General features: G+C 69.8%; 13 protein-coding genes and 1 pseudogene. 3 read left to right on the top strand and 11 right to left on the bottom strand.

Annotation, left to right across the window (positions count from 1 at the left end):
• A pseudogene (locus AC31A1_RS08855) lies at positions 1 to 946 on the bottom strand (hypothetical protein); the annotation flags it as partial.
• Between AC31A1_RS08855 and AC31A1_RS08860 the strand changes: the two are divergent.
• The gene (locus AC31A1_RS08860; protein ID WP_489652730.1) at positions 846 to 1055 is read left to right on the top strand and encodes a hypothetical protein; all 210 of its coding nucleotides are present in this window, start codon (positions 846 to 848) and stop codon (positions 1053 to 1055) included. The pseudogene AC31A1_RS08855 and the gene AC31A1_RS08860 sit on opposite strands and share 101 nt — an antisense overlap.
• Before the next feature lie 251 nt (positions 1056 to 1306).
• Here the strand turns inward: AC31A1_RS08860 and AC31A1_RS08865 are convergent, their stop codons facing one another.
• Together AC31A1_RS08865 and AC31A1_RS08870 are read right to left on the bottom strand one after the other, a co-directional pair.
• On the bottom strand, positions 1307 to 2647 hold the full coding sequence (locus AC31A1_RS08865; RefSeq protein ID WP_489652703.1) for an MFS transporter: 1341 nt from the start codon (positions 2645 to 2647) through the stop codon (positions 1307 to 1309).
• Positions 2648 to 2844: 197 nt separating this feature from the next.
• On the bottom strand, positions 2845 to 3510 hold the full coding sequence (locus tag AC31A1_RS08870; RefSeq protein WP_489652704.1) for a TetR/AcrR family transcriptional regulator: 666 nt from the start codon (positions 3508 to 3510) through the stop codon (positions 2845 to 2847).
• Between the two features lie 168 nt (positions 3511 to 3678).
• Here AC31A1_RS08870 and AC31A1_RS08875 point away from each other — a divergent pair, with 168 nt between their 5' ends.
• Positions 3679 to 4581, top strand: a complete 903-nt coding sequence (locus AC31A1_RS08875) for a shikimate dehydrogenase (protein ID WP_489652705.1) — start codon at positions 3679 to 3681, stop codon at positions 4579 to 4581.
• Between the two features lie 32 nt (positions 4582 to 4613).
• Entirely contained in the window at positions 4614 to 6413 is a 1800-nt protein-coding gene (locus AC31A1_RS08880; protein WP_489652706.1) for a bifunctional sugar phosphate isomerase/epimerase/4-hydroxyphenylpyruvate dioxygenase family protein, read from the top strand.
• On the opposite strand, the gene AC31A1_RS08885 is transcribed toward AC31A1_RS08880, so the two are convergent.
• The 8 genes from AC31A1_RS08885 to tkt all read right to left on the bottom strand — a co-directional run bounded on the left by AC31A1_RS08885 (position 6400) and on the right by tkt (position 16923).
• A complete protein-coding gene (locus tag AC31A1_RS08885) occupies positions 6400 to 7863 on the bottom strand; it encodes a membrane-associated oxidoreductase (protein WP_489652707.1) in 1464 nt (487 codons plus the stop codon). The two genes, AC31A1_RS08880 and AC31A1_RS08885, sit on opposite strands and share 14 nt — an antisense overlap.
• Before the next feature lie 97 nt (positions 7864 to 7960).
• Entirely contained in the window at positions 7961 to 8548 is a 588-nt protein-coding gene (locus AC31A1_RS08890; protein WP_489652708.1) for a histidine phosphatase family protein, read from the bottom strand.
• A 7-nt stretch (positions 8549 to 8555) separates the two neighbouring features.
• On the bottom strand, positions 8556 to 9431 hold the full coding sequence (gene gnd, locus AC31A1_RS08895) for a phosphogluconate dehydrogenase (NAD(+)-dependent, decarboxylating) (RefSeq protein WP_489652709.1): 876 nt from the start codon (positions 9429 to 9431) through the stop codon (positions 8556 to 8558).
• Between the two features lies 1 nt (position 9432).
• Positions 9433 to 11127: a glucose-6-phosphate isomerase gene (pgi, locus tag AC31A1_RS08900; protein ID WP_489652710.1), complete on the bottom strand. Its 1695-nt coding sequence runs from the start codon at positions 11125 to 11127 to the stop codon at positions 9433 to 9435.
• Positions 11120 to 12055: a glucose-6-phosphate dehydrogenase assembly protein OpcA gene (gene opcA, locus AC31A1_RS08905; RefSeq protein WP_489652711.1), complete on the bottom strand. Its 936-nt coding sequence runs from the start codon at positions 12053 to 12055 to the stop codon at positions 11120 to 11122. The genes pgi and opcA overlap by 8 nt, the downstream gene beginning before the upstream one ends.
• Positions 12052 to 13686, bottom strand: coding sequence for a glucose-6-phosphate dehydrogenase (gene zwf / locus AC31A1_RS08910; protein ID WP_489652712.1), 1635 nt, complete (start codon positions 13684 to 13686; stop codon positions 12052 to 12054). The genes opcA and zwf overlap by 4 nt, the downstream gene beginning before the upstream one ends.
• A complete protein-coding gene (gene tal / locus AC31A1_RS08915; protein WP_489652713.1) occupies positions 13683 to 14828 on the bottom strand; it encodes a transaldolase in 1146 nt (381 codons plus the stop codon). Before tal ends, zwf begins: the two co-directional genes overlap by 4 nt.
• 19 nt (positions 14829 to 14847) lie before the next feature.
• A complete protein-coding gene (gene tkt, locus AC31A1_RS08920) occupies positions 14848 to 16923 on the bottom strand; it encodes a transketolase (protein ID WP_489652714.1) in 2076 nt (691 codons plus the stop codon).
• Positions 16924 to 17030: the final 107 nt, after the last annotated feature.

Raw genomic sequence — 17030 nt, forward strand, 5'->3', positions numbered from 1 at the left:
GGCGTGCACCGGGGCGTCGGGGGCGAGGCCCGTGAGGGGTGCGGCGCCGAGGAGGACCGGGGTGCCGAGTGCGGCGGCGTAGTAGGTGACCGAGCCGTGGTCGCCGATGACGGCGTCGGCGGCGAGCAGCGCCTGGCGCCAGCCGTGCAGGGGGTCGACGAGGGTGAGGCCGGCGCGGCGGGCGCGGTCGAGCCAGGCGCGGATCTGGCCGGGGCCGTGGCCGTGCCAGATGTTGGGGTGCAGGACGGCGGCGAGACGGTACTCGTCGACGGGGAGTTCGGAGGTCAGTCGGGGGAGCAGGGAGGGCAGTATGTCGTCGCCGAACAGGGATTCCGGGTTCCAGGTGGAGTTGAGCACCACCAGTCGCTGTGCCCGTCCGACACCGAGAGCCCGCCGGTAGCGCTCCCGGTACGGGCGGGCCGCGAGCATGCGGTCCCAGCAGGGATCACCGGCCAGTACACCTGTGGGCGCGGCCTCGGGGCAGACGGCACGCAACCGCTCCAACTGCTCGGGATGCGACAGCGCCAACGCGTCCGCGACGGGCCGCCCGCTTTCGTCGAGCAACCACTCCGGCGACAACCCGAAAACCGGAGCCGTCGCTTCCGCCGCCTCGCTGCCGGGTGTTGGGTGTTGGGTGTTGGGTGTTGGGTGTCCCCAGCCTCTTAGTGTATCCGACACCGTGTGACAACACGGCCAATACGCCTGAAAATGCCCCGAGTTGACCACCGAAGCTCGCCGACACCGCCAAATCGACCGGAGTCTGAACGGCCTGATCCCAGGGCACCACCGGCACCCCCGTTTCCGCCAGCAACTCCGCTACCCCCGCCCGAAACGCGGACGACCCCGTGCACGTCACCAGCAACTGGACCCGGAAGTCGTCGTGGAACAACGGGAGTACATCGAGCAGCCGGGTCGCGGAGGTCACGTTGTGGACGACGAACAGCACCTTGCGGCTGTGCCCCCGCGTCGCCCACCGCCCGGCGTCGTCGCCGACCGGCACCCGTATCCACTCCTCGGCCCCCGCCACGCCCCTCGACCACCTTTCGCACGTGTGATCGGGCAACGATAGTCAGCCCCGGGCCCGCGTGCACCGGCCGCCCCTGAAATCGGCCGGGGCACGCGGAGACCCTCCCTCGGCGGTAGCGGCGTTGTTCTTTTCTGCTCGTTCCGGCCGATGTTCTTGCGCGAAACGTCATCTGTCAACGGGGTGTCCGTGTGCGGGGAGAGGTCGCACCTGTCCGGACGGCCCCGCAACCGAAACCCCCGGGCAAGGGAGCCCGGGGGTGCGGTGGTCGGGGAGCGACGGTCAGGCCGTCACCGTCTCCGGCTGTGACGCCTCCCGGGGGGAGCGGGTGCCGAGCAGCTCCGTCGGGACCGCGTGGGTCTCGCGGGCCGTCAGTGCGGCGATCACCGGCGGGACGCACAGCGCCGCCGTGAACAGTGCCACCGAGGACCAGTCCGTGCCGTCCGGACCCGCGATCTGCGCGGCGAACGTGACCGCGAACCCGGCCACGGCGAAGCCGATCTGGGTGCCGATGGCCATGCCCGACAGCCGGACCCGGGTCGAGAACATCTCGCCGTAGAAGGAGGGCCACACGCCGTTCGCGGCGCTGTAGACGACGCCGAAGGTGACGATGCCGAGGATCAGGGTGAGCGCGTAGGAGCCGGTCGAGATCGCCCAGAGGTAGAGGAACATCGTGATCGCGCTGCCGATCGCGCCGATCAGGTAGACGGGACGTCGGCCGATGCGGTCGGAGAGCGTCGCCCACAGGGGGATCGCGGCGAGCGCGACGAGGTTGGCGAGCGCGCCCACCCACAGCATCGACGAGCGGGACATGCCGACCGAGTCGCTGGTCGCGTAGGCCAGCGCCCACACCGTGAAGATCGTCGAGACGGAGGCGATCAGCGCACCCGCGATGACCCGCAGGACATCCGCCCAGTGCTCGCGCAGCAGCACCACGAGCGGCAGTTTCACGACACCCTCGGTCGCCGCCTGCTCGGCGAAGGCCGGGGTCTCCTGGAGGTTGCGGCGGATGAAGTAGCCGGCCACCGCGACCAGCACGCTCGCCCAGAATGGAACGCGCCAACCCCACGACAGCAGCTGCCTGTCCGGGAGTTGGGCGACGGCGAGGAACACGAGCGTCGCGATGAGCTGGCCGCCCTGGGTGCCGCCCAGCGTGAAACTGGTGAAGAAGCCGCGCCGGTTCGCCGGCGCGTGCTCCAGCGTCATGGAACTGGCGCTGGCCTGCTCGCCCGCCGCCGAGATGCCCTGGAGGACCCGGCACAGCACGAGCAGCACCGGGGCGAGCGTGCCGACCTGGCCCCGCGTGGGCAGGCAGCCGATGAGGAACGTCGACAGGCCCATCAGCAGCAGCGTGAAGATCATGATCTTCTTGCGGCCGACCCGGTCGCCGAAGTGCCCGAGGAACAGCGCGCCGACCGGCCGGGCCGCGTAGGCGACACCGAAGGTCGCGAGGGAGAGCAGGGTCGCCGTCGCCGGGTCCGAGTCGTCGAAGAAGACCTTGGGGAAGATCAGCGCGGCGGCACTGCCGTAGATGAAGAAGTCGTAGTACTCCAGGGCGCTGCCGATCCAGGCGGCAGTGGCGGCCTTTTTCGGTTGCCCGACGGCTTTGGCGGGGACGGACACGGCTTGCTCCTTCGGGGGGACTCCACCGTAGGCGGAGTGAGCGGCGGGGGAGATGTGCCGGATCCCTGGGGTGACGGGACGGCCGTGCCGGGCGCTGCCCGGCTAATTAACCCACTGGATAGTTAGTAGCGGTTGGCTACGGATGTTGCGCTCACGTTTCCCGGGTGTCAAGGGGTCGTACCGAAGGATCGCGCGGCTCAGTCCGCGGCCCGCTCCGCCGTCAGATAGGCGATCACCATGTCGCCCAGCATGGTCCGGTAGTGCTCGCGCCGGGCCGGTGCCACCAGGTCGCGGCCGAACAGGGCGCCGAAGGTGTGCCGGTTGGCGACCCGGAAGAAGCAGAAGGAACTGATCATCGCGTGCAGGTCGACGGCGTCCACGTCGGCCGTGAACACGCCGGACCTCTGCCCCGCCTCCAGGATGCGGCGGATCACGTCGAGGGCGGGCGAACCGATCTTCCCGAGCTTCTCGGAGGCGGCGATGTGCTCGGCGCCGTGGATGTTCTCGATGGACACCAGCCGGATGAAGTCGGGGTGCTGCTCGTGGTGGTCGAAGGTCAGCTCGGCGAGCCGGCGGATGGCCGCGACCGGGTCCAGGTGCTCGACGTCCAGGCCGCGTTCGGCCTCGCGGATCACGCCGTAGGACCGTTCCAGGACGGCCGTGAAGAGCTGTTCCTTGCCGCCGAAGTAGTAGTAGATCATCCGCTTGGTGGTGCGGGTGCGGGCCGCGATCTCGTCGACGCGGGCGCCGTCGTAGCCGGCGCGCGCGAACTCGTGGGTGGCCACGTCGAGGATCTCGGCCTTGGTGCGGGCCGCGTCACGGATGCGCCCGTTCGGTCGTGCCGGTTCTTCGACGCTGGTCATCGGGTTCCTTGGCTTCCTTCGGGCGTGCGCGCGGTGTGCGGCCGATTGTAGAAGGAGGGACCGGCGGTGAGCGGCCGGGTTCTCGGTCGGGGCCTTCCGGTGGGTCCGCGATCCTGGTATAGCTAACGTACTAGTTCGTACATTAGTGAGCCGCTCAGGAGGGCCATCGTGGCCGACGTCTTCAAGGACCCGTCTCTCGTCGACTCGTATCTCGTCGGGCTGATCGGTTCCGGCATCGGTCCGTCCCTCAGTCCGGCCCTGCACGAACGCGAGGCCGACCGGCAGGGGCTGCGCTATCTGTACCGGCTCATCGACATCGACGTGCTCGGTGTCGGCCCGGAGGCGGTGGGCGATCTGCTGCGCGCCGCCCGTGACCTGGGCTTCGACGGGCTCAACATCACCCATCCCTGCAAGCAGCTCGTCATCGAGCACCTCGACGGGCTCGCCCCGCAGGCCGAGGCGCTGGGCGCGGTCAACACCGTCGTGTTCGAGGCGGGCGGCCGCGCGATCGGCCACAACACGGACGTCACCGGCTTCGCCGCCTCCTTCGCCCGCGGACTGCCCGACGCGCCCATGGAACGCGTCGTCCAGCTCGGCGCGGGCGGCGCGGGCGCGGCCGTCGCACACGCCACGCTCACCCTCGGCGCCGAGCGCGTCACCGTCGTCGACGCGCTGCCGGAACGATCGACCGCCCTCGCCGACTCCCTGAACCGCCACTTCGGCCCGGGCCGTGCGGCCGGCGCCACTCCGGACCGGCTGCCCGACCTGCTCTCCGCCGCCGACGGCATCGTCCACGCCACGCCCACCGGGATGGCCGCCCACCCCGGACTGCCCTTTCCCCCACGCCTGTTGCACTCCGGGCTGTGGGTCGCCGAAGTGGTCTACCGTCCGCTGGAGACCCAACTGCTGAGCACCGCCCGCGCGTTGGGCTGCGCCACCCTGGACGGCGGCGGCATGGCGGTCTTCCAGGCGGCGGACGCGTTCCGCCTGTTCACCGGCCGGGAACCCGACAGCGCCCGCATGCTCGCGGACATCGCCGAGTTGGCCGGCGCCGTGCCCGCACCGAAATAGCCGTGCCCGCAGCGAACTTGAGAGGTACCCCGATGCGCACGTCCATCGCCACCGTCTCCCTCAGCGGCTCCCTCACCGAGAAACTCACCGCCGCCTCCCGGGCCGGCTTCGACGGCGTCGAGATCTTCGAGAACGACCTGCTCGCCAGCCCGCTCACGCCCGAGGAGATCCGCGCCCGGTGCGCCGACCTCGGCCTGACCATCGACCTCTACCAGCCGATGCGGGACATCGAGGCCGTGCCCGAGGCCGAGTTCGCCCGCAACCTGCGCCGCGCCCGCCACAAGTTCGAGCTGATGAGCAGGCTCGGCACCGACACCGTCCTCGTCTGCTCCAGCGTCTCCCCGCTCGCCGAGGACGACGACGCGCTCGCCGCCGCCCAGCTCAGCCAACTGGCCGACCTGGCCCAGGAGTTCGGCGTCCGCGTCGCCTACGAGGCGCTCGCCTGGGGGCGGCACGTCAGCACGTACGACCACGCCTGGCGCATCGTCGAGGCGGCCGGGCACCCGGCACTCGGCACCTGCCTCGACAGCTTCCACATCCTGTCGCGCGGCTCGGACCCCAAGGGCATCGAGGACATCCCCGGCGAGAAGATCTTCTTCCTCCAGCTCGCCGACGCCCCGCTGCTCGCGATGGACGTCCTGCAGTGGAGCCGCCACTACCGCTGCTTCCCGGGCCAGGGCGGCTTCGACGTCGCCGGACTCGTACGGCACGTCCTGACCGCCGGTTACGACGGCCCGCTCTCGCTGGAGATCTTCAACGACGTGTTCCGGCAAGCGGAAGCGGGCCCGACAGCGGTCGACGCCCAACGCTCGCTGCTGGTCCTCCAGGAGACGGTCGGCGTACTGGAGCCCCCAACTCCCGTTGTCCCCACGGGCATCGCCTTCGCCGAACTCGTCACCCCGGACGCGGAACCCGTCTCGGCCCTCCTCAGCGCCCTCGGCTTCGCCCGCACGGCCCGCCACCACGGCAAACCGGTGGACCTGTGGCAGCAGGGCGAGGCCCGCATCCTGGTCAACACCGGCCCCGCCCTCCGACGGGACGGCACCGCCCTCGCGGCGATCGGCCTGGAGTCCCCCGACCCGCAGGGCGCCGCCCGCCGCGCCGAGGCCCTCCTCGCGCCGGTCCTGCCCCGCCGCCGCGCACCCGGTGACGCCCAACTCGACGCCGTGGCCGCGCCGGACGGCACGGAACTCTTCTTCTGCGCCCAAGGCACCCCCGAACTCCCCGGCTGGCGTGCCGACTTCACCGACACCACCGGTCAACTGCCTGCGGGGACAGGCGTCCAGCGCATCGACCACCTCGCCCTCACCCAGCCCTGGCACCACTTCGACGAGGCAACTCTCTTCCACCGCAGCGTCCTTGGGCTCCACGCCCAGGAGCGCGTCGACGTCGCCGACCCCTACGGCCTGCTGCGCAGCCGCGCCGTCACCACCCCCGACGGCAGCGTCCGTATCGCCCTGAGCGTCGGCGCGGCCCCCAGCGAGGACGGCTCCCACGCCCAGCACATCGCCCTCGCAACGGAGGACGTGGTCACCGCGGCCCGCCGCTTCCGCGAGTCCGGCGGCCAACTGCTGCGCATGCCCGCGAACTACTACGACGACCTCGCGGCCCGATTCACCTTCCCCGAGGGCGAGTTGGAGACGTACCAGGACCTCGGCATCCTCTACGACCGGGACGCGGGCGGCGAGTTCAGGCACTGCTACACCCGGACGGTCGGGCGCGTCTTCTTCGAACTGGTCCAGCGCGAGCCGGGTTACCGGGGCTACGGCGCCCAGAACGCGCCGGTGCGCCTGGCCGCCCAACACACGGCGAAGCGGCTCACTGGCGGCTGACGGTCCGGGTCACGCCGGTGACGACCGTGGTGGCCAGGATCCAGCCGGTGATGATCAGGCCGTAGGCGAGGTACTGGTACCAGCCGTCCGGCGCGAACGCCTCCTCCTGGCCGAAGGAGATCACCGGGAGCAGCAGGTCGAGCGTGTAGAACACCGGGTTGAAGTGCGGGGCCTCGGACGCCTTGAGGGCGTGGGGGTGGTGCAGGCCGTAGGCGAGGGAGCCGATCGCCAGCAGAGACAGCAGCCAGGCGCAGGCGCGCAGCGGGCGGAAGCCGTAGCCGACGGTGGCGTCCTGGGCGTAGCCCCAGATCCGGTAGTACCAGCGGAGGGTGCCGCGCAGGCGGCGCTGCTTGGCCAGTTGGACGGTGCGAGCGGCGTAGTCGTCGCCGACGCGGCGATACGCGGCGGCCAACTCCTCGTAGGCGTGCGGGACATAGCCGTCGCCGTCGCGCTCCAGCATGGTCAGCCGGCGGTCGGCGGGCTCGTGCGGGACGAGCGAGGTGTAGGCGAAGCTGGTGAGGAAGACCTGGTCCGGCAGCACCGCCGGCTCCAGCCACAGGACGTCGATCTGCGCACTGCGCAGCACGAGTCGCCCCTGCATGGGCGGGCTCTCGCGCAGCCAGAGTTCCCCCATGGTGGAACTGCTCGCCAGCAGTGCGGGGTTGCCGGGATTCGACAGGGTGGTGTGCGACAGGTCCAGCCGACCCGCGATCCGGGCGCCGCGCAGGCCCACCCAGCCCTCCACTTGGGCCTCCCGGACGAGGACGTTGCCCTCCACGGTGAGGATCTCGGCGTCGATTGCTGAGCCCCCGGGATTGGAGAGGTGCGCCGTGTTGAGGTTGACCGACCCGGCGACGCTCGCGCCGCTGAGCCGTATCTGCCCCTGGGTGCGCAGGCCGACGGCCCGGAGATCGTCGCCGACGGCCGCCTGGTTGAGCTGGAGCACCGGCTCCTCGGCGTCCGGAGCGATGATCTCCGCGCCCTCCATGAACAGGCTTCCGGAGATCTTCGCCCCGGCGAGCCGCACCACTCCGCGGAACCGGGACCGGGTCATCCGCAGCACGCCGTCCACGCGCATCGCATGGGCGGTGAGGCCCGGCAACACCGAGTCGCCGAAGTTGAGTTCGCGCAGTCGGCAGGCGTAGAAGCGGGGCACGTCGTCGAAGTGGCAGTACCGCAGCCGGACCGGGTGGTCGATCGTCGCGTACTGCAGATCAAGCCTCCCGCTGATCCGGGCGCCCTCCAGGCTCAGCGACGCTATCTCGCCCGCTTCCTGCGGCCCGTTGAGCAGCAGCGCCCGCAACACCTCGGCGCGCACGGTCCGTTCGGGCCCCCAGTCGCCGCCGAGGGTGACGTCCTCGTCCTCCGCCGTACGGAAGTCCACGGACTCGCCCAACGGGAAGGCCCGCCACACCTGTTCCTCGGCCGGTGTCAGATCGTTGATCTCCATCAAGCGGGACTCTAGCCGCGTGGAGGCCCTGGGCACAGGGGACGGCAACGGCCCCGACCGCACGTCAACGTACGGTCCGGGCCGGTGAGTTGTGCCGTTACGGTCGGGTGTTCCACTCCGCGATCACCGGGCGGTCGTGCTCGGTGGACAGGCGGCTGACCGTGCCGGTCGCCAGTTGGAACAGGCGGCCGTCCGCCGCCGTCAGGCCCAGACGGCGGGCCGTGAGCACGCGCAGGAAGTGGGCGTGGGCCACGAGGATCACGTCACCGTCCACGAGCGCGGTGTCCACCCGCTTCAGGACCCGGTCGGCCCGGGCACTGATCTCGTCCGGGGACTCGCCCGGGTGTCCGGCCGGGCCCGGCGGCACCCCGTCGGTCCACAAGTACCAGTCGGGGCGGGTGCGGTGGATGTCGACGGTGGTGACGCCCTCGTAGGCGCCGTAGTCCCACTCGTGCAGGTCGGGGTCGGGTACGGCCCCGGTGATGCCCGCGAGTTCGGCGGTGCGTATCGCGCGGCCGAGCGGGCTGGTCAGTGCGAGAGCGAAGGTCCGGTCCGAGAGGAGCGGAGCGAGGGACTTGGCCTGTTCCTCGCCGTGCTGGGTGAGGGGCAGGTCGGTCCAGCTGGTGTGCTGGCCCGACACGCTCCACTCCGTCTCGCCGTGGCGGACCAGCAGAAGATCCCCCACGGCGCGCCTACTTGGACTCGACGGCGTGGCCGCCGAACTGGTTGCGCAGCGCCGCGATCATCTTCATCTGCGGCGAGTCGTCCTGACGCGAGGCGAACCGCGCGAACAGGGACGCCGTGATCGCGGGCAGCGGCACCGCGTTGTCGATGGCCGCCTCGACGGTCCACCGGCCCTCGCCCGAGTCCTCCGCGAAACCGCGCAGCTTGTCCAAGTGCTCATCGCCGTCAAGGGCGTTGACCGCGAGGTCGAGCAGCCACGAGCGGATGACGGTGCCCTCCTGCCAGGAGCGGAACACCTCCCGCACGTCCGTGACGGAATGGACCTTCTCCAGCAGCTCCCAGCCCTCGGCGTACGCCTGCATCATCGCGTACTCGATGCCGTTGTGAACCATCTTCGAGAAGTGCCCGGCGCCCACCTTGCCGGCGTGCACGAAGCCGAACTCGCCCTCGGGCTTGAGGGCGTCGAAGATCGGCTGCACCTTCGCGATGTTCTCGGCATCGCCGCCGACCATCAGCGCGTAGCCGTTCTGCAGACCCCACACACCGCCGGAGACACCCGCGTCGACGAAGCCGATGCCCTTGGCACCCAGCTCCTCGGCGTGCTTCTCGTCGTCCGTCCAGCGGGAGTTGCCGCCGTCCACGATGACGTCGCCGGGCTGGAGCAGCTCGCCCAGCTCGTCGACGACCGACTGGGTCGGGGCACCGGCCGGGACCATCACCCAGACCGTGCGCGGCGCTTCGAGCTTGCCGACCAGCTCGGCCAGGTCGCTCACGTCGGAGATCTCGGGGTTGCGGTCGTAGCCGATGACGGTGTGGCCCGCGCGGCGGATGCGCTCGCGCATGTTGCCGCCCATCTTGCCGAGGCCGATCAATCCGAGCTGCATGTCAGTTCACTTCCTGGGAATCGCGGAGCGTCCGGTAGGTGGCCACGAGAGCGGCGGTGGAGGGGTCGAGCCCGGGCACGTCGGCGCCTTCGGTCAGGGCGGGTTCGACACGCTTGGCGAGGACCTTGCCCAGCTCGACGCCCCACTGGTCGAAGGAGTCGATGTTCCAGACGGCGCCCTGGACGAACACCTTGTGTTCGTAGAGCGCGATCAACTGGCCGAGAACGGACGGGGTCAGCTCGCGGGCCAGGATCGTGGTCGTGGGGTGGTTGCCCTTGAATGTCTTGTGCGGCACCAGCTCCTCGGGCACACCCTCGGCGCGCACCTCGTCCGGTGTCTTGCCGAACGCCAACGCCTGTGTCTGGGCGAAGAAGTTGGCCATCAGCAGGTCGTGCTGCTTCTTGAGGCCGTCGCTCAGCTCGCCGACCGGGTTGACGAAGCCGATGAAGTCCGCCGGGATCAACTTCGTGCCCTGGTGGATGAGTTGGTAATAGGCGTGCTGGCCATTGGTCCCGGGCGTACCCCACACCACCGGGCCGGTCTGCCACTGCACCGGATTCCCGTCCCGGTCCACGGACTTGCCGTTGGACTCCATGTCCAGCTGCTGCAAGTAGGCGGTGAACTTGGAGAGATAGTGGGAGTACGGCAGCACCGCGTGCGACTGGGCGTCGAAGAAGTTGCCGTACCAGACGCCCAACAGGCCAAGGAGGAGAGGGGCGTTGGCCTCGGCGGGTGCGGTGCGGAAGTGCTCGTCGACGGTGTGGAAGCCGTCGAGCATCTCGCGGAAGCGGTCCGGGCCGATGGCGATCATCAGGGAGAGGCCGATGGCCGAGTCGTAGGAGTAGCGTCCGCCGACCCAGTCCCAGAACTCGAACATGTTGTCCGTGTCGATGCCGAAGTCCGACACCTTCCCGGCGTTCGTCGACAGCGCCACGAAGTGCTTCGCCACAGCCTTGTCTCCCCCACTCTCAACTTCGATCGAGCGGGAGGTGCCCCCATCGCCGAGACCCTCAAGCAGCCACGTCCGGGCGGACGTCGCGTTGGTGATCGTCTCGATCGTGGTGAAGGTCTTGGACGCGACGATGAACAGCGTCTCGGCCGGGTCGAGGTCGTGGGTCGCCTCGTGCAGGTCGGCGCCGTCCACGTTCGACACGAAGCGGACCGTCAACGAGCGGTCGGTGAAGGCGCGGAGCGCCTCGTACGCCATCGCGGGACCGAGGTCGGAGCCGCCGATGCCGATGTTGACGACGTTCTTGATGCGCTTGCCGGTGTGGCCGGTCCACTCGCCGGAGCGGACGCGGTCCGCGAAGCCGGCCATCTTGTCGAGCACGGCGTGGACTTGGGGCACGACGTTCTCGCCGTCGACCTCGATCACCGTGTCACGCGGGGCGCGCAGCGCGGTGTGCAGGACCGCGCGGTCCTCGGTGACGTTGATCTTCTCGCCGCGGAACATCGCGTCCCGGAGGCCGGACACGCCGGTGGCGGTGGCCAGTTCCTGGAGCAGGGCGAGGGTCTCGTCCGTGATCAGATGCTTGGAGTAGTCGATGCGCAGGTCGCCGACGGTGACGACGTACCGCTCCGCGCGCCCCGGGTCCGCCGCGAACAACTCACGCAACTGCGGCTGCAGTTGATCCGCGCGGTGGTCCTCCAGCGCGGCCCACTCCGGTCGCCGGGTGAGCTTGGGGGAGTCAGACATGAGAGGGGGTCTCCTTGGTGCCCTCGGCCCGGAGGGCGATGGCGTACATCTCGTCGGCGTCGAGGCGCCGCAGCTCCTCGGCGATCAGCTCGGAGGTCGTGCGGACCTTCAGCGCGAGGGTGCGGGACGGCTGTCCGGGCAGGGACAGCGTGGCCAGCGGGCCCTCGGGGCGGTCGATGACGACCTCGCCGGCGCCCGTGCCCAGGCGTACGGCGGTGACGACCGGTCCGGCGGTGACCACACGGTCGATCTTCACCTTGAGGCGAGCCTCCAGCCAGCGGGCCAGCAGCTCGGCGGCCGGATTGTCGGCCTCGCTCTCCACGGCACCCGAGGTGATCTTGGCCTTGGCCTGGTCGAGGGCGGCGGCCAGCATCGAGCGCCACGGCGTCAGTCGGGTCCAGGCGAGGTCGGTGTCACCGGGCGCGTAGGAACGGGAGCGGGTGTCCAGCGCCTCCAGCGGGTTCGCCGCCGCGTACAGGTCGGTGATCCGGCGCTGCGCGAGGGCACCCAGCGGGTCCTTCGAGGGGACCTCGGGTGCGTCCCCCGGCCACCACACGACGACCGGTGCGTCCGGCAGCAGCAGCGGCAGCACCACGGAGTCGGCGTGGTCGGACACCTCGCCGTAGGTCCGCAGCACGACCGTCTCGCCGGTGCCGGCGTCGGCGCCCACCCGGACCTCGGCGTCGAGGTGCGAGTTGGTGCGGTCGCGCGGGGTGCGGGCATGCCGCTTGATGACGACCAGGGTGCGCGAGGGGTGCTCGTGCGAGGCCTCCTCGGCCGCCTTGATCGAGTCGTAGGCGTTCTCCTCGTCCGTGACGATGACCATCGTCAGGACCATGCCCACGGCAGGGGTGCCGATGTCGCGGCGACCCTGCACCAGCGCCTTGTTGATCTTGCTTGCCGTGGTGTCGCTCAGGTCGATCTTCATGGCCTGCGCCAGCTCCGTCCGTCTCGTGCGAGCATCTCGTCCGCCTCCTCGGGACCCCAGCTGCCCGAGGAGTACTGCGCGGGCTTGCCGTTCTGCGCCCAGTACTCCTCGATCGGGTCGAGGATCTTCCAGGACTCTTCCACTTCCTGGTGGCGCGGGAACAGGTTGGCGTCGCCGAGCAGCACATCCAGGATGAGCCGCTCGTACGCCTCCGGGCTCGACTCCGTGAACGACTCGCCGTAGGCGAAGTCCATGGACACGTCCCGGATCTCCATCGAGGTGCCCGGAACCTTGGAGCCGAACCGGACCGTCATGCCCTCGTCGGGCTGGACGCGGATGACGATCGCGTTCTGGCCCAGCTCCTCGGTGGCGCTGGAGTCGAAGGGGGAGTGCGGGGCGCGCTTGAAGACGACCGCGATCTCCGTCACGCGCCGCCCGAGCCGCTTGCCGGTGCGCAGGTAGAAGGGGATGCCCGCCCAGCGGCGGTTGTCCACCTCCAGCTTGACGGCCGCGTACGTGTCCGTCTTCGACTGCGGGTCGATGCCGTCCTCCTGGAGGTAGCCGACGACCTTCTCGCCGCCCTGCCAGCCCTCCGCGTACTGCCCGAACACCGTGTGCTCGCCCAGCTCCTGGGGCAACCGCACCGACTTCAGCACCTTGAGCTTCTCGGTGAGCAGCGCCTCCTCGTCGAAGGCGATCGGCTCCTCCATGGCGGTCAGCGCCATCAGCTGAAGGAGGTGGTTCTGGATGACGTCACGGGCCGAACCGATGCCGTCGTAGTAGCCGGCGCGCCCGCCGATGCCGATGTCCTCGGCCATCGTGATCTGGATGTGGTCGACGTAGGACCGGTTCCAGATGGGCTCGTACATCTGGTTGGCGAAGCGCAGCGCCAGGATGTTCTGGACCGTCTCCTTGCCGAGATAGTGGTCGATCCGGAACACCTGGTCCGGGTCGAACACCTCGTGCACGATCTTGTTCAGCTCGCGCGCACTCTTCAGGTCGCGCCCGAACGGCTTCTCGATGACCGCGCGCCGCCAGGAGCCCTCGCCGGCCGTCGCGAGGCCGTGCTTCTTCAGCTGCTGGACGACCTTCGGGAAGAACTTCGGCGGTACGGAGAGATAGAACGCGTAGTTGCCGCTGGTACCGCGGGACCCGTCCAACTCGTCGACCGCGGCGCGCAGTTGCTTGAACGCGGTGTCGTCGTCGAAGTCGCCCGGGATGAACCGCATGCCCTCGGCGAGCTGCTGCCAGACCTCCTCGCGGAACTCGGTCCGCGAGTGCTCGCGCACCGAGTCGTGCACCACCTGCGCGAAGTCCTGGTCCTCCCAGTCCCGCCGGGCGAACCCGACGAGCGAGAAGCCCGGCGGCAGCATGCCGCGGTTGGCCAGGTCGTACACGGCCGGCATCAGCTTCTTGCGGGACAGATCACCGGTGACCCCGAAGATGACCAGCCCGGACGGGCCCGCGATCCGGGGGAGCCGGCGGTCGCGCGGGTCGCGCAGCGGGTTGTCCCAGTCGGCGATCAGCGCGTCGGTGATGTCCTCGACGGTCAGTGCCTGCACGGCCGCTTCAGCTGCATCGGCTGTCTCGGCTGCTTCGGCCGGTTTCGTTTCGGGAAGCTCCTCGCTCATTCCCCGTCGACCCCCTTGCTGCTCAGCGACTTCGCGACGGCGTCCAGCAGGTCCTGCCAGGCCACCTCGAACTTGGCGACGCCCTCGTCCTCCAGCTGCTTGACGATGACGTCGTACGAGATCCCCAGCCGTTCTACGGCGTCCAGGTCGGCGCGGGCCTGCGCGTAGCCGCCGGTCACCGTGTCGCCGTGGATGTCACCGTGGTCGGCGGTGGCGTTCAACGTCGCCTCCGGCATGGTGTTGACCGTGCCGGGCGCGACCAGCTCGTCGACGTACAGGGTGTCCTTGTAGGACGGGTCCTTCACACCGGTCGAGGCCCACAGGGGGCGCTGCTTGTTGGCCTTCGAACCCGCGAGAACGGTCCAACGGTCACCGGAGAAGACCTCTTCGTAGGCCTCGTAGGCGAGCCGCGCGTTGGCGAGCGCCGCCTTGCCCTTGAGGGCGAGCGCCACGTCCGTGGCGAGCGCGGTGAGGCGCTTGTCGATCTCGGAGTCGACGCGCGAGACGAAGAAGGACGCCACGGAGTGGATGGTCGCCAGGTCGATGCCCGCGGCACGCGCCTTCTCCAGGCCGGCCAGGTAGGCGTCCATGACCTCGCGATACCGCTCCAGGGAGAAGATCAGCGTGACGTTGACGCTGATGCCCTCGCCGATGACCTCGGTGATGGCCGGGAGGCCGGCCTTCGTCGCCGGGATCTTGATCATCACGTTGGAACGGTCCACCAGCCAGGCCAGCTGCTTGGCCTCGGCGATGGTCGCCTCGGTGTTGTGGGCGAGCCGCGGGTCGACCTCGATGGAGACCCGGCCGTCCCGGCCGCCGGTCGCGTCGTAGACGGGGCGCAGGATGTCGGCGGCGGCGCGGACGTCGGCGGTGGTCATCATCCGTACGGCCTCTTCGACCGTCACCTTGCGCACGGCCAGGTCGGCGAGCTGCTCCTCGTAGCCCTCGCCGGAGCCGATGGCGGCCTGGAAGATGGAGGGGTTGGTGGTGACACCGACGACGTTCTTGGTGTCGACGAGTTCGGCGAGGTTGCCGGACTCGATCCGCTTGCGCGACAGGTCGTCCAGCCAGATGGAGACGCCCTCGTCGGACAGGCGCTTGAGAGCTCCCGCGGTGGCGGTCACTTCGGTCACTGTGATCATCTTCTTTCTGGCGATCGGATCAACCGCGCGCGGCGGCAAGGGATTCCCGGGCAGCTGCGGCGACGTTCTCGGCGGTGAAACCGAACTCGGCGAACAGGGTCTTGGCATCGGCGGAGGCGCCGAAGTGTTCGAGGGAGACGATGCGTCCTGCGTCACCCACGAACCGGTACCACGTGAGACCGATCCCGGCCTCGACCGCAACGCGGGCCTTCACGGACGGCGGAAGGACGCTGTCGCGGTACTCGCGCGACTGCTCCTCGAACCACTCCACGGACGGCATCGACACCACCCGGGTGCCCACACCCTCGGCCTCCAGCCGCTCCCGCGCCTCGACGGCGAGGTGCACCTCGGAACCGGTCGCGATGAGCACCACGTCCGGGGTCCCGGTGGAGGAGTCCTTGAGGACGTAACCGCCGCGCGCCGCATCGGAGTTGGGCGCGTAGGTCGGCACACCCTGGCGGGTCAGCGCGAGGCCGTGCGGGGCGGGCTTCGTGGCGTGCCGCTTGAGGATCTCGGCCCAGGCGATCGCGGTCTCGTTGGCGTCGGCGGGGCGGACGATGTTCAGGCCCGGGATGGCGCGCAGCGAGGCGAGGTGCTCGACCGGCTGGTGGGTGGGGCCGTCCTCGCCGAGACCGATCGAGTCGTGGGTCCAGACGTACGTCACCGGGAGCTGCATCAGCGCGGAGAGGCGGACGGCGTTGCGCATGTAGTCGGAGAACACCAGGAAGGTGCCGCCGTAGACACGGGTGTTGCCGTGCAGGGCGATGCCGTTCATCTCGGCCGCCATCGAGTGCTCGCGGATACCGAAGTGGATCGTACGGCCGTACGGGTCGGCCTCCGGCAGCGGGTTGCCCTTCGGGAGGAAGGACGAGGTCTTGTCGATGGTGGTGTTGTTCGAGCCGGCCAGGTCGGCGGAGCCGCCCCACAGCTCGGGCAGGACCGGTCCAAGCGCCTGGAGGACCTTGCCGGACGCGGCGCGGGTGGCGACGGAGGAGCCCGCCTCGAAGACCGGCAGGGACTGCTCCCAGCCCTCGGGGAGCTGACCGGCGACGACCCGGTCGAAGAGCTTCGCGCGCTCGGGCTGGGCGCCGCGCCACTTGTCGAGCTGCTTGTCCCACGCGGAGTGCGCCTCGGCGCCCCGGTCCAGGGCCTTGCGGCTGTGGGCGATGACGTCGTCGGCGACCTCGAAGGACTTCTCGGGGTCGAAGCCGAGGACGCGCTTGGTGGCGGCGATCTCGTCGGCGCCGAGCGCGGAGCCGTGGGCGGCCTCGGTGTTCTGCGCGTTTGGAGCGGGCCAAGCGATGATCGTGCGCATCGCGATGATCGAGGGGCGCCCGGTCTCGGCCTGCGCCGTCCTCAGCGCCGTGTACAGCGCGTGGGTGTCGATGTCGCCGTCGGCGGAGGGCTCGATGCGCTGGGTGTGCCAGCCGTAGGCCTCGTACCGCTTCAGGACGTCCTCGGAGAAGGCGGTCGCGGTGTCGCCCTCGATGGAGATGTGGTTGTCGTCGTAGACGAAGACGAGGTTGCCGAGCTTCTGGTGGCCGGCCAGGGAGGAGGCCTCGGCGGAGATGCCCTCCTCCAGGTCGCCGTCGGAGACGATCGCCCAGATCGTGTGGTCGAAGGGCGACTCGCCCTCGGGGGCCTCCGGGTCGAACAGGCCGCGCTCGTAGCGGGCGGCCATCGCCATGCCCACCGCGTTGGCGACACCCTGTCCGAGCGGGCCTGTCGTGGTCTCCACACCGGCCGTGTGCCCGTACTCGGGGTGACCAGGCGTCTTCGAACCGTGCGTCCGGAACGCCTTCAGGTCGTCCAGCTCCAGCTCGTACCCGGCGAGGTACAGCTGCGTGTACAGCGTCAGCGAGGTGTGGCCGGGGGAGAGGACGAAGCGGTCACGGCCGGTCCACTCGGGATCCGCGGGGTCGTGACGCATCACCTTCTGAAAGATCGTGTACGCGGCGGGAGCCAGGGCCATCGCGGTGCCGGGGTGGCCGTTGCCGACCTTCTGCACCGCGTCAGCGGCCAGAACACGGGCGGTGTCGACCGCTCGACGGTCGAGATCGGTCCACTCGAAGCTGTCAGGTGTGTGCGCGTTCATCTTCAAGAAGTCCTCGGTAAGAGCGGAAGAACTGCTCGGACGTCTTCAAATCTAAAAGTCTGACTTTTACGAGGGAAGGTGCCGGTGTGCCAGCCTGTGGTGAAAGT

The organism is Streptomyces sp. P5F9, assembly GCF_057961495.1.

What these genes read in the sequence shown, in the direction of transcription:
- AC31A1_RS08870 (WP_489652704.1), bottom strand. Translation starts at nt 3,510, where the DNA reads ATGACCAGCGTCGAAGAACCGGCACGACCGAACGGGCGCATCCGTGAC.
- AC31A1_RS08880 (WP_489652706.1), top strand. Translation starts at nt 4,614, where the DNA reads ATGCGCACGTCCATCGCCACCGTCTCCCTCAGCGGCTCCCTCACCGAG.
- AC31A1_RS08885 (WP_489652707.1), bottom strand. Translation starts at nt 7,863, where the DNA reads ATGGAGATCAACGATCTGACACCGGCCGAGGAACAGGTGTGGCGGGCC.
- gnd (WP_489652709.1), bottom strand. Translation starts at nt 9,431, where the DNA reads ATGCAGCTCGGATTGATCGGCCTCGGCAAGATGGGCGGCAACATGCGC.
- pgi (WP_489652710.1), bottom strand. Translation starts at nt 11,127, where the DNA reads ATGTCTGACTCCCCCAAGCTCACCCGGCGACCGGAGTGGGCCGCGCTG.
- opcA (WP_489652711.1), bottom strand. Translation starts at nt 12,055, where the DNA reads ATGAAGATCGACCTGAGCGACACCACGGCAAGCAAGATCAACAAGGCG.
- zwf (WP_489652712.1), bottom strand. Translation starts at nt 13,686, where the DNA reads ATGAGCGAGGAGCTTCCCGAAACGAAACCGGCCGAAGCAGCCGAGACA.
- tal (WP_489652713.1), bottom strand. Translation starts at nt 14,828, where the DNA reads ATGATCACAGTGACCGAAGTGACCGCCACCGCGGGAGCTCTCAAGCGC.
- tkt (WP_489652714.1), bottom strand. Translation starts at nt 16,923, where the DNA reads ATGAACGCGCACACACCTGACAGCTTCGAGTGGACCGATCTCGACCGT.